Below are 12,455 nucleotides of genomic sequence, written 5' to 3' on the forward strand. Positions count from 1 at the left end.
GGCCCTGCGGCCGTCCACGATGCAACCTGGCGCCGGTAGGGTCGGTTCCCAAACGACCGCACGTACGCGATCGACGTTCGTTGACGCATGGACCGCAAAACGAAGGCGCGTTTCCGTTCGAGGTCATGCGTCCCAGAGCCGATCACCGTTATCGGCGGTCGTTCGGGAACCGACCCTACCGATGAATCGCCCGGAATCAGGCCCCGTTGGCAGGGTCGTCAATCCCGTTGCCGGGTCTCCAACAGGTCCAGGTTGCGGATCAGCTTCCGCGAGATCTCGTCGGAAATCCGTCCGCGCCGGGTCAGCCGGAACAATTCTTCACGCTCGGCGGTCAACCCCGCGCTGCGCAGCTGCCGATACCCTTGCTCCATCCTGCGCACCTTCTCCGGGTCCGCATCCGGGCCATCATCCTTTTCCAGCACGCGCTGGTACAACAGGCTCACCCGTGAGGCCGCGTCGTTGTACAGCTGTACGTTGTCGGTGGTCTGGTTCTGCACCAGCTGCTGGCGCATGCGCTCGACCCCGGCCAACGCCGCTTTCGACGCCAGCCTGCGCGCCAGGTCTTCTTCCTTGCGCTCACCCGAATCGGCCGGCAGTTCCAGCCCCTTCAACAAGCGCGGCAACGCCACGCTGGCGCCGACCAGCGAGACCAGGATCACCGCCGCCGCCAGGAAGATCACCAGGTCGCGCGCGGGGAACGCCGTGCCATCGGGCAGGAACAACGGCAGGGTCAACACGCCGGCCAGCGTGATCGCCCCGCGCACGCCGGCCAGCGAGGTGGCCACCACGATCCGCCACGAGGTGCCCTGCCTGGCCTCGCCGCGATGCCGCGCACGCAGCAGGCTCCAGCGCAGCGACAGGTACACCCATGCCAGGCGCAACAGCACCAGCGCCAGGTTGATCACCACCACGTACACCAGCAGCCACCACGCACTGTGGTGGCCGCTTTCGCTCACCGTGGTCATCGCGCGGTCGACAATGCCGGGCAGCTGTTCGCCAAGCAGCACGAACATGATGCCGTTGAAGGCGAACTGCAGCATGTTCCACACCGCCATGCGCTGCACGCGCATGCTGCCGGAAACACGGCCGGTGAGCTCCACGTAGCTCATGGTGACGCCCGCCGACACCGCCGCCAGGATGCCCGAGGCATTGGCTTCTTCGGCCAGCAGGTACGCCGCGAACGGGATCAGCAGGTTGACCAGCATCGCCGCGCCGGGCTCTTCGCCGAAGCGGCGCCACAGCCAGCGCTGGAACGTGGAAACACCCAACGTGACCGCCACGCCGATCGCCAGCCCGGCCACCGCCACCCACAGGAAGGTCAGCGAGGCGTCGGCCAGCGAGAACGCACCGGTCATCACCGCCGCCACCGCGAAGCGGAAACAGACCAGGCCGGAGGCATCGTTCAACAGCGACTCGCCTTCCAGGATGTGCATCAGCCGCTTGGGGATCGGCGCGCTCTTGGCGATCGAACTGACCGCCACCGGGTCGGTCGGCGAGATGATCGCAGCCAGCGCGAACGCCACGCCCAGCGGCATCACCGGAATCAGCCAGTGGATCAGCAGGCCGGCACCGAGCACGGTGAAGACCACCAGCCCGAACGCCAGCTCCAGGATCACACCCTTGTCGCGGAACAGGCCCTGCTTGGGAATCTTCCAGCCGTCCAGGAACAGCAGCGGCGGCAGGAACAGCAGGAAGAACAGGTCCGGCTCCAGCGCGTGACCGCGGTTGAATACCCCCGCAATCACTGCCCCCAGCCCGATCTGCACCAGCGGCAGCGGCACCGACAACGGCAATACGCGAACCAGGTAGCCGCTGGCGACTACCGCCACCAGCATCGCCAGGACGACTTCAATCGTATGCATGCATTTTCCAGGAATCCTGGAAAAAAATTACCACACCCATCCGTAACCGCGTACGACAGGCGCCCCGCGCGTCAGTGCGCGGGGCCGTCGAAGCGGTAGATGTCCATCGCCAGCATGCCGGCGTCGATACCGGCATCAATGCGCTGTGCGCCGAGCGTATCGCCGCCAACCGCGCCGAGTGCGAAGTGCAGCGGCTGGAAATGCTCGTCGGTCGGATGTGCCCGCTCGGCATACGGCGCCTGGCGGCGGTAATCGAGCAATGCGGCACTGTCGTCGGCCTGCAGGCGCTGCTCCACCCATTCGATGAAGGGGCGCACATAGGGCGCTTCGCCACCGCTCTGGTATTCGCGGAAGTCGTGCAGGTTGTGGGTGATGCTGCCCGAGCCGACCAGCAGCACGCCCTGCTCGCGCAGCGGCGCCAGCGCGCGGCCCAGCGCGAACTGGTGGGCCGGTCCCTGCAGCGGCTGCAGCGCCAGCGGCACCACCGGAATGTCGGCCTGCGGGTAGAGCAGGCGCAGCGGCACCCAGGCGCCGTGGTCGAGGCCACGAGTGGGGTCCTGCAGCGTCGGCAGGCCGGCCTTGTCCAGGCGCTCGGCAATCTCGTCCGCCAGTGCCGGGTCGCCCGGCGCCGGGTACTGGATGTCGAACAGCGCCTGCGGGAAGCCGCCGAAGTCGTGGATGGTGGGCGGCTGCGGGTGCGCCCCCACTACCGGCTGGCGGGTCAGCCAGTGCGCCGAGGCCATCACGATCGCGCGCGGGCGCGGCAGCTGCGCCGCCAGCTCGGCCAGGCGCACGCCCACCAGCCCCGGCTGCAGGGCGGTCATGGGGGAACCATGCGAGATGTAGAGGGACGGCAGGCGGGTCATGGCGGAGCTCCGGGGAATCCAGAACACCAGCCTATTCCCAATATCAGTGTAGTTAAAGGCCAGCAAATACCGCGATTCGTTCCATTCTCAGAACAAAACGGTCGCCGATCACACCGCGGCCAGCTCCAACCGCCCGATCACATCCACCAGCGGCGCGGGCCTACCCAGCAGGTAGCCCTGCACCTGGTCGCAGCCGTGCGCGGCCAGCCATTCGTGCTGGCCCGGGGTTTCCACGCCTTCGGCGATCACGGTCAGGCCCATGCTGTGGCCCAGCGACAACAGCGCGCGGCAGATGGACGCGTTGCGCGGGTTGGTTTCCACATCGGCCACGAAGCTGCGGTCGATCTTCAGGATGTCCAGCGGCAGGTGCTGCAGGTATGACATGTTCGAGTAGCCGGTGCCGAAGTCGTCCAGCGAAATGTGGATGCCCTGCTCGTGCATGCGCTGCATGGTCTGCTTGGCCTGGCCCGGTTTGCGCATCAGGCTGCTTTCGGTCAGCTCCACGTGCAGCGCGCCGCGCGCCAGCCCGAATTCCTGGCTGGCGCGCTGGAACTCGGCCACCAGGTCGCTGTTGAAGAACTGCACCGCCGACACGTTCACCGCGATCGGCAGGTCCCAGCCGGCATCCACCAGCTGGCGCTGCGCGCGCGCCGCTTCGCGGATCACCCAGCGCCCCAGCGCCAGGATCAACCCGGTGTCTTCGCACAGCTGGATGAACTCGCCCGGCGGAATGAAGCTGCCGTCGGGCTGCGGCCAGCGCAGCAGCGCTTCCAGCGCCGCCGGGGTGCCGTCGCTGGCGTGGCAGATCGGCTGGAAGTACAGCTCGAATTCCGCATCGATCGCACTGTGGATGCGCCCGGCCAGGCGCAGGCGATCGGCCAGCCGCGAACTCACCGTGTTGTCGAACCAGGCAATCACGCTGCCCTCGTCGCGTGCGGCATGCGCGGCCTGCGCGGCCATGCCGATCACCTGTTCGGCACTGACCACGTCGCCTTCGAACTTCACCGCCACGCCAATGCGCGGCTCGAACTGGTGCAGCCAGTCCTGCCCACGCACCGGTTCTGAAACGGTCTGCACCAGCGTATCCAGCGCGGTCTGGCGCTCGTGGTCGTCGCGGATGGCGAAAATGAAATCCTCGGCCGGCTGGAATGCCAGCAGGCCATAGCGCACGCCCAGTCCGCCCAAACGCTTGGCCATGGCCTGCAGGACCACGTCGCCCACTTCGCGGCCCAGCGTGTCGGCAACCAGCTGCAGGCCACGGAACTGCACGTAGGCAATGGTGTAGCTGCCGCCCTCTTCGTCCAGCTGCGCGGCCAGCGCGCGCGTGTTGAGCAGGCCGGTGGCCGGGTTGTGGGTGGCGTGGTAGGCCAGGTCGCGCTCGTAGGCCATGCGGTCGCTGATGTCCTCGGCCAGCACCAGGCACGCCTCGCGCCCGTCGAAGTCCAGCCGCGCCAGGTGCGCGCGCACTTCGAACACGGTGCCGTCCTTGCGCCGGTGCAGGCGCACTTTGGCGTCCTGCAGGTCGCCATTGGCGGCACTGGCGATGGCGCCCCTGATCTCTTCCCAGCCTTCGCGCGGGCGGATGTCCAGGATGCTCATGGCCAGGAATTCGTCGCGGCTGTAGCCGTACTGGCGCACCGCCGCTTCGTTCACTTCCAGGAAGCGCAGGGTGTCCGGGTCGAACACCCAGAACGGCGCCGGGTTGCGGTCGAACAGCAGGCGGAACTGGCGCTCGGCCTGCTGCGCGCGCGCCAGCGCCTGGACCCGCTCGCTCACGTCGGTAAGCGCGCCGATCATGCGCCGTTCGTGGTCGCTGCCGCCCACCTGCTGGCCGCGCGCGGAGACCCAGTGCGTGGTGCCACCCGGCAGCACGATGCGGAACATCTCATCCAGCACGCCATTGCCGGCGAACGCATGGTGGAAGGCGTCCTGCAGGCGCGGCGCGTCTTCGTGGTGCACGCGCTGGAAAAATTCCGACACCGGCAGCGAATCGATCGGAATACCGAAGATCTCGCGGGCCAGCGGCGACCAGCGCAGCACGGCGGCGTCTTCGTCCACGGTCCAGGTGCAGATCTTGCCGACCTGGTGGGCCATGCGCAGCTCCGCATGACCGGTGCGCAGCTCGGCGCTCATCGCGTCCTGGCGGCGGGTGGCGCGGCGCAGGCTGGTGTAGACCAGCGCGAACGCGCCCCAGTACAGCAGGAACAGGCCCACCGAGGCCTGCACGTACGGCCACCACGGCGCCAGCACGTCCTGCCGGCCCAGCCCCGCGTACACCGCCAGCGGGTACTCGGCCAGCGTGGTCAGGGTGGAAATGCGCTCCACCTTGTCGATCGGGCTGTACTCGATACCCAACGCGAGCACGGCATCGCGTCCGATCAGGTCGCGCCGCTGCAGTTTGAACTGCTTCCCGGTCAGGCCTTCGTTGTCCGGGCTGCGCGCCAGCACATGCCCGGCCACGTCGCTGATCGAGATCACCCCGTGGTAGCCGATGTCCAGCCCGCTGATGATCGACTGCAGCTCGCTGGTATGCATTCGGGCAAGCAGCCAGCGGTCTTCACCCATGCGCAGGGCCAACGGCAGCACCCAGCGCCGCATGCCCAGGTCCTGCGGCGGACCCAGGTAGAGCTGACTGTCGGCACCGCGATGGTTTTCCACGATCCAAAGTGGAAGGGTCAGATCGCCGCCGCCACTGGTCAGCGCGCGCCCGAACTGGTCCACCACGACGATGCTCTCCAGTTCGCCGTGGCGCTGCAGGACCCCGTCGATGGATTCATCCAGCAGGTCCGGCGCCTGCGTCGGCACGCTGTCGAACAGCTGCGCGCCGTCGGCGGCGATGCCGCGCATGGCGCGCTCCAGATTGCGCAGTTCCACGCGCAGCAGGCGCTGCGAACCGGTTGCCAGCGCCGAGCTCTGCCGCTGCGCGGCGTCCTGCCGGCGCTGGAAGTCATTGGCCAGCATCACCACCAGGCCCACGCCCAGCAGCACGCCCAGGGCGGTGCCCATCCACACGATCGTCCGCAGCGGCCGCGCCATCGGCTGGCTCAGTGCGGGCATTGCATACCTCTACCAGCGTGACGGCCTGACTTCATGTAAACGCTTCCTGGTTTCCCCAACCTGAGCGGCCGACGTCGCAATTTCTTGACGCCCTGCGGACCCGTTCCCCACGGGCCAGGCCTTGGCCCAGCGCCTTGGCCCCAGCATGCACCAGCCCGGGCGCCTCGGGAAGGGGTGAGACGGCCGTCACAGGTTTATCGCCACCGGCCGGGCCGTGAACCCTCCATGATCGGCACCGGCCGCGGCGGTACTCAGCAAAGAACCGGGACACCCGGGCGGATTAGACTTGCGGTTTCCCCGTTGCCTGAGAAGTCCATGTCCAAGCTGCGCCGCCCCACCCTGATGCTTGCCATTGCCGCCAGCCTGTCGCTGGGCCTGGCCGCCTGCGACCGCGATGCGGCCGCGCCGACCACCACCCCGGCCGCCGACAACGCCGCCACCCCGCCCGCCGCGCCCAAGCCGCAGCTGGGCAGCTTCGGCTTCGACGCCACCGGCATGGACCGCAGCGTCGCCGCCGGTGACGACTTCTTCGGCTTCGCCAACGGCAACTGGGTGAAGAACACCGAGATCCCGGCCGACCGCTCCAGTTTCGGCAGCTTCAATGTCATTTCCGAGAAAACCCTGGCCGACACCCGCGCCATCCTCGAGGGCGCCGCCGCCGACACCAAGGCCGAGGGTGAGACCAAGCTGATCGGCGATTACTACGCCGCGTTCATGGACGAGGCCGGGATCGAATCGCGCGGCATGGGCGTGGTGAAGCCGGAACTGGACGCCATCGGCGGCATCGCCGACAAGTCCGCGCTGGCCACCGCGCTGGGCGGCACCCTGCGCGCCGACGTCGACCTGCTCAACGCCACCAACTTCTACACCGACCGCCTGTTCGGCACCTGGGTATCGGTGGACCTGCTGCAGCCGGACCGCAATGCGCCGTACCTGGTGCAGGGTGGACTGGGCCTGCCCGACCGCGACTTCTACCTGCAGGGCGGTCGCATGGCCGAGATCCGCAAGCAGTACCAGGCCTATATCGCCCAGGTGCTGCAGCTGGCCGGCGTGGCCGACCCGGCGGCCAAGGCGCAGCGCATTGTCGCGCTGGAAACCCGCATCGCCCAGGCGCATGCCACCCAGGAAGAAACCAACGACGTGGCCAAGGGCGCCAACGCCTGGAAGCAGGCCGACCTGAGCGCCAAGGCACCGGGCATGGACTGGGCCGCGTTCCTGGCCGCCGCCGGCCTGGACAAGCAGGACGACTTCATCGTGTGGCAGCCCAAGGCCGTGGCCGGCATTTCGCGCCTGGTCGCCACCGAGCCGCTGGACGTGTGGAAGGACTACCTGACCTTCCACGCGCTGGACCGCGCCGCACCGTACCTGCCCAAGGCGATGGCCGACGCGCGTTTCGCCTTCCACGGCACCACCCTCAACGGCACCCCGCAGCAGAGCGAGCGCTGGAAGCGTGCGGTGGATGAGAGCAACAACGCGGTGGGCGAAGCGATCGGCAAGATTTACGTCGAGAAGCATTTCGATCCGGCCACCAAGGCCCGCGCCGACGAGATGGCCAAGAACATCATCGCCGCCTTCGCCAAGCGCATCGACGCGCTGGAATGGATGTCGCCGGAAACCAAGGCGCATGCCAAGGCCAAGGTGGAAGGGCTGACCGTGGGCATGGGTTACCCGGACAAGTGGCGCGACTACAGCGGCCTGGAAGTGAAGCGCGACGACGCGCTGGGCAATGCCGAACGGGCCAGCCTGTTCGAGTACCGCCGCAACCTGGCCAAGCTGGGCCAGCCGGTGGACCACAGCGAATGGGCGATGCTGCCGCAGACCATCAACGCGATGAACGTGCCGCTGGAAAACCGCCTGGTGTTCCCGGCCGCGATCCTGCAGCCGCCGTTCTTCGACGGGGCGGCCGACGACGCAGTGAACTACGGCGCCATCGGTGCGGTGATCGGCCATGAGATCAGCCACGGCTTCGACAATGCCGGCGCGCTGTTCGACCAGACCGGCAAGTTGAACAACTGGTGGACGGCTGAGGACCTGAAGAAGTTCAACGCCGCCGGCGACGCGCTGGCGGCGCAGTTCAGCAGCTACCAGCCGTTCCCGGGCGTGTCGGTGAATGGTCGCCTGACCCTGGGCGAGAACATCGCCGACGTGGCCGGCCTGGCCACCGCGTACGACGCCTACCAGCTGTCGCTGCAGGGCAAGCCGGGCCAAACCCTGGAAGGCTTCACCCCCGACCAGCGCTTCTTCCTGGGCTTTGCCCAGGCGTGGCGCAGCAAGGCGCGCGAGCAGGCGCTGCGTAATTCGCTGCTGACCAACGTGCACGCGCCGGGCCAGTTCCGCGCGCTCACCGTGCGCAACCTGGACGCGTGGTACCCGGCGTTCGCAGTGAAGGAAGGCCAGAAGCTGTACCTGGCCCCGGAGAAGCGGGTCAAGGTGTGGTGATTGGCAGCAATGGTTGAATGAAAAACGGACGCCTCGGCGTCCGTTTTTCTTTGGTTTCGATCAGCAGTACGTGGGACACGCATGGCGTGTCGCTACGCGTCCGCCGATGCACATACCGGGCATTCGCGGGGCACACCTGCGTAGCGACACGCCATGCGTGTCCCACGCGGTGCCAGCCCCAGGCGACCCTCACCAATGCGCCAACACGCTCGAAGGCACGCCCACCCGCGCACACGCGCGCGGCGCGGTTCCGTCGGGCAATGCGCGGCGGAACAGCGGCGAAATCCCCTGCAACACCTTCGCCGAAGCACGCGCCTGTGCGCGCTGCAACGGCGTCCGCTCCAGCATCGTGTTGGCCCACTCCGGCAGCATCGCCGCGCCGGCGCTGAGGAACAGGTCGCGCGACACCCCGGGCAGTGGAACCGGCAGGCGGATGCCGGAAAGCACTGCCAGCACTTCGCGCGAACGCGCGTCGTAACGCAGCACCGGCAGCTGCCGCTCGAAGTACGCGGTCACCGCCGCTTCGGTCGCCGGCACGTCGGTCGCCCCCAATGCTTCGGCCACGCGGCGGTACTCGTTGTAGTAGCGGTCCGCGATCGCTTCGGGCACATCGCGGCAGTAGCGTCGGCAGCCCTGCAGGAAGCCATAGGCCTCGGTCACGTGCACCCACGTCAGCAGGTCCGGATCATCGGCCGAGTACGCCTGCCCGTCCGCCGTGGTTCCGCGCACCTGCGCGTGGATGCGCTTCACCTTGGCCACCAGCGCTTCCACTTCGCCCGCCGCCGCATAACTGGTGCAGGCCACGAATGAAGTGGTGCGACGCAGGCGCCCGACCAGGTCCTCGCGGAAATTGGAGTGGTCATACACCCCGGCCAGCGCCAGCGGATGCAGGGTCTGCAGCATCAGCGCGCACAACCCGCCGGCCAGCATGCCGGGCAGCTCGGCGTTGACCCGCCAGGTGGCGCTGTCCGGCCCGAACCAGCCCGGATCGCCCAGCGGATGGTCGTAGTCGATGCCGCTCTGATCGCGCGGAAACGCCTCCAGCACCCAGCGCCGGATCGGCAGCGCGGCGGGGCGGGCAAGGCGGTGCAGCAGTGACGACATTGCGGGTTCCTTGGGGGATCGGGACACCGCCGTCCTGCGCGGTTGCGTCAATTCTGCGTGATGTACGACTCACCGGCCACGTCCGTTCGGCGCCGTCGTTCAAAATTGTGCGACTGCAACACAAATCGAGTGGCTTTTTCTGGTTTCGGCCCGGGTTCTTCATGATGCGCCGCGCAAGATTTCCCGCACCCCGCCCATTCAGCCAGACCCCCTGCGGCGTTTTGTCGCACTGCCCATTGCCAAGCGCGGAGAACCTGCTTAGAACTGAACCCGCCTCACCGTAAGTCCAATGCGCTGCTGCACGTTCCCGAAGGAGCCCGTGATGATCGCTTTGTTCAAAGGTTTGGGTTTACTGCTCCAGGACAACGAGCTGTACAGCAGCCCGTTCGAGAAGCAGGTCGCGCATTGGCGCAACAAGAGTGAGCAACAGATCCGCGAGGAAGTGGCCACCCTGGCCAAGGCCAAGGGCCAGTGGCTCATGGCGTCCATCGTCGGCTGGCAGGCGGCGTCGCTGCTCATCCTCGGCCTGATCGCCAACTACCTGTGGAAGGACGACTTCCATATCACCTTCACCCGCGTGGTAATCGTGTTCGGTTCGTGGGTCTCGATCCTGTTCGTGATCTGGTTCATGGCCAACATGTTCGACCACACTGCCGGTTTCGAGCGCTGGATGAAGGCGTTCAACAGCCGCGCGCGGATCACCTCCGACGCCGACACCGTGGAATGCGTGGCCGAAGCGCTGGACATGGCCCAGCATTACCCGGAAGTGCTGGACTACAAGCAGGCGGTCACCGCCCGGCGCGAGCTGCGCCACGAAGACATCCGCATCATGCGCGAGATCGGCCGCATGAAGCAGCATTCGGAACTGGTGGGGCAGCTGAACCATGTGGGTGAGCCGGACCCGCAGCACAACATGCACCTGCAGCCTGCGTTCTGAATTTCACGCATGGAAAAAACGCCGGGCACCGCCCGGCGTTTTTCGTTACATCCCCCGGAACAGGCTCATGAACGGCTGGCTGACATTGAGCAGCTCCGGGCGCTGCTTCAACCGCAGCTGCCCGCGTCCGGTGTCATCGCGCGTCACTGCCGCGACCGCTTTCATGTTGACGATGGTGGAACGGTGCACCTGGCGGAAGCGCTGCGGATCCAGCACTTCCAGCAGCTCGCGCAGCGGCGTGCGCAGCAGGCTTTCGCCGGCTTCGGTCACCACCGTGGTGTACTTGCTGTCGGCGCGGAAGTAGACCACGTCTTCCAGCATGATCAGCTGCGTGTCGCGGCCGTTGCTCGCGGTGATCCACGCCAGCGGCGGCGCGTTCGAGTGCGCGGCCGGCTGCTGTCCCAGCCGCTGCAGCAGCTGCTCCAGCACTGCGTTGTCCGGGCGCCCCATCTGCATGCGCGCCAGGATCCGCTCGCGCGTGGCCAGCAGGCGTTCGTCGCTGACCGGCTTGAGCAGGTAGTCGATGGCGCCCTGCTCGAATGCATCGATCGCGTACTGGTCGTAGGCGGTCACGAACACCACCTGGGTGCGCGGGCTGAGCTCGGGCAGCGCGCGCGCCACGTCGATGCCGCTGATGCCGGGCATGCGGATGTCGAGCAGGGCCAGGTCCGGCTTCAGCTCGGCCAGCCGTTCCAGCGCGCTGGCACCGTCTTCGCATTCGGCGACCAGCCGCAGTTCCGGCCACAACCGCTGCAGCTGGGCCACCAGCGACTGGCGCAGCAGGTCTTCGTCTTCGGCAATGAGGGCATCAAGCTGCATGGATCGCCTCGCGTGCGTCGCGCGGCAGGGTGATCGTTGCCGCCACGCCGCTGGGGAAATTGGACACGATGGCTACGCCGGCGCGTTCGCCGCAGGTCAGGCGCAGCCGCTCGCGCAGGTTCTTGAGCCCGATCCCGGTACCGCTGCTGCCGCCTTGGCCGAAGCCCAGTCCGTCGTCGGCCACGGTGAGGGTGACATGGTCGTCGAAGGCGCGCGCGATGATCCACACCGTGCCGCCACCGGGCTTGGGTTCCAGCCCGTGCTTGATCGCATTTTCAACCAGGGTCTGCAGCGCCATCGACGGCAGCGGCAGGCTGTTGAGCGCGGGCGGAACATCCACGTGCAGCGCCAGCCGCGCGCCCATGCGGATCTTGAGGATTTCCAGATAAGCCTGGGTACGCTCCAGCTCCACGCCCAGGGTGGACATCGACTCGTCCACGCTCGGCAGCGAACTGCGCAGGTACTGGATGAGGTGCCCCAGCATCTGGTCGGCGCGCGGCGGGTCGGTGCGGGTCAGCACCTGCGCGTTGGCCAGCGTGTTGTACAGGAAGTGCGGTTCCACCTGGGCGTGCAGCAGGTTCAGGCGTGCCACCGACAATTCCTTCTCGGTAGCGGTCTGCTCGGCTGCGGCCTGTTCGTCGCGGCGTTGTTCGGCCACGTGGCGGGTGATGGCGCGGCCGACCGCTTCGGCGTTCTCGTAGTTGCTGCCTTCGTCCACCGCGAGCAGGTCGGCCCAGACGCCAGCATCGGGTTCGAAGACCAGGGTCACGCTGCTGGTGCCCTGCCCCGGGGTGACCGTGGCCAGCACGGTGTTGCGCTTGATCGCCCAGCGCGCCGGCAGGTTCCAGCGCGAGGGCGGGCGGCCGTTGTAGGGATCCACGCGGCGCACGCAGGCGCGCACCTGCAGGCTGCCGGCCGCGCTTTCGATGTCTTCCACGCGCGGCAGTTCCTTGATCGCCTGTTCGACCAGGCTGAAGGCGGCGCCGGCGTCCATCGGCAGCTCGATCTGGCGGCGCTGGCGGCTGGAGAGGGTGGCCGAATCCAGGCGGCCGGCCAGGGTCGAGACCCGGCGCAGGTGGGTGATGCAGCTGCCCAGCGCGGTGACCATCAGGAACAGGGCCAGCAGGCCGAACACCCAGCCCGGGCCCTCGTCCATGCCGTGGAAGAAGCCGCTCCAGACGAAGCCGGCCACGACCAGTGCGGCGGCCCAGGCCAGCAGGATACGAAGAATCAGGGATAGGCTGGCAAACACGGCGGCGTCTTCACGATGGGATGGTGTGAGGATAGCCGCGCCGCCGGCGGGAACAAGCGGCATGCGATGGAGGCAGGGAATCGTGGGATGAAACGCCCCGCCGGCGGGTGCCGGCGGGG

Annotated in this window: 8 protein-coding genes; 2 read left to right on the forward strand and 6 right to left on the reverse strand. The window is 67.6% G+C overall.

Annotation, left to right across the window (positions count from 1 at the left end; translation table 11 throughout):
* Window positions 1-218 precede the first annotated feature (218 nt).
* From C2U58_RS14840 to C2U58_RS14850, 3 genes are all read right to left on the reverse strand, one after another.
* Window positions 219-1,862 (reverse strand): Na+/H+ antiporter, encoded by a 1,644-nt coding sequence (locus C2U58_RS14840; RefSeq protein WP_102946555.1) that lies wholly within the window; start codon window positions 1,860-1,862, stop codon window positions 219-221.
* A gap of 71 nt (window positions 1,863-1,933) precedes the next feature.
* Window positions 1,934-2,728: a class III extradiol ring-cleavage dioxygenase gene (locus C2U58_RS14845; protein ID WP_102946556.1), complete on the reverse strand. Its 795-nt coding sequence runs from the start codon at window positions 2,726-2,728 to the stop codon at window positions 1,934-1,936.
* Between the two features lie 108 nt (window positions 2,729-2,836).
* Entirely contained in the window at window positions 2,837-5,785 is a 2,949-nt protein-coding gene (locus tag C2U58_RS14850) for an EAL domain-containing protein (protein ID WP_102946557.1), read from the reverse strand.
* A 315-nt stretch (window positions 5,786-6,100) separates the two neighbouring features.
* Between C2U58_RS14850 and C2U58_RS14855 the strand changes: the two genes are divergently transcribed.
* Window positions 6,101-8,224, forward strand: a complete 2,124-nt coding sequence (locus tag C2U58_RS14855) for a M13 family metallopeptidase (RefSeq protein WP_102946558.1) — start codon at window positions 6,101-6,103, stop codon at window positions 8,222-8,224.
* Window positions 8,225-8,413: 189 nt separating this feature from the next.
* On the opposite strand, the gene C2U58_RS14860 is transcribed toward C2U58_RS14855, so the two are convergent.
* Complete coding sequence (locus C2U58_RS14860; RefSeq protein WP_102946559.1) at window positions 8,414-9,328, reverse strand: oxygenase MpaB family protein; 915 nt, start codon at window positions 9,326-9,328, stop codon at window positions 8,414-8,416.
* Window positions 9,329-9,650: 322 nt separating this feature from the next.
* On the opposite strand from C2U58_RS14860, the gene C2U58_RS14865 reads away from it, so the two are divergent.
* On the forward strand, window positions 9,651-10,265 hold the full coding sequence (locus C2U58_RS14865) for a hypothetical protein (protein ID WP_172448154.1): 615 nt from the start codon (window positions 9,651-9,653) through the stop codon (window positions 10,263-10,265).
* A gap of 45 nt (window positions 10,266-10,310) precedes the next feature.
* On the opposite strand, the gene C2U58_RS14870 is transcribed toward C2U58_RS14865, so the two are convergent.
* A complete protein-coding gene (locus C2U58_RS14870; protein WP_102946561.1) occupies window positions 10,311-11,084 on the reverse strand; it encodes a LytTR family DNA-binding domain-containing protein in 774 nt (257 codons plus the stop codon).
* A complete protein-coding gene (locus C2U58_RS14875; RefSeq protein ID WP_102946562.1) occupies window positions 11,074-12,336 on the reverse strand; it encodes a histidine kinase in 1,263 nt (420 codons plus the stop codon). The genes C2U58_RS14870 and C2U58_RS14875 overlap by 11 nt, the downstream gene beginning before the upstream one ends.
* Window positions 12,337-12,455 lie beyond the last annotated feature (119 nt).

It is taken from the genome of Stenotrophomonas sp. VV52, from assembly GCF_002893095.1.
GTDB lineage: Bacteria > Pseudomonadota > Gammaproteobacteria > Xanthomonadales > Xanthomonadaceae > Stenotrophomonas > Stenotrophomonas aracearum.

Excerpts from the sequence above, each read along its gene's own strand:
- C2U58_RS14840 (WP_102946555.1), bottom strand. The coding sequence starts at position 1,862 with ATGCATACGATTGAAGTCGTCCTGGCGATGCTGGTGGCGGTAGTCGCC.
- C2U58_RS14845 (WP_102946556.1), bottom strand. The coding sequence starts at position 2,728 with ATGACCCGCCTGCCGTCCCTCTACATCTCGCATGGTTCCCCCATGACC.
- C2U58_RS14850 (WP_102946557.1), bottom strand. The coding sequence starts at position 5,785 with ATGCCCGCACTGAGCCAGCCGATGGCGCGGCCGCTGCGGACGATCGTG.
- C2U58_RS14855 (WP_102946558.1), top strand. The coding sequence starts at position 6,101 with ATGTCCAAGCTGCGCCGCCCCACCCTGATGCTTGCCATTGCCGCCAGC.
- C2U58_RS14860 (WP_102946559.1), bottom strand. The coding sequence starts at position 9,328 with ATGTCGTCACTGCTGCACCGCCTTGCCCGCCCCGCCGCGCTGCCGATC.
- C2U58_RS14865 (WP_172448154.1), top strand. The coding sequence starts at position 9,651 with ATGATCGCTTTGTTCAAAGGTTTGGGTTTACTGCTCCAGGACAACGAG.
- C2U58_RS14870 (WP_102946561.1), bottom strand. The coding sequence starts at position 11,084 with ATGCAGCTTGATGCCCTCATTGCCGAAGACGAAGACCTGCTGCGCCAG.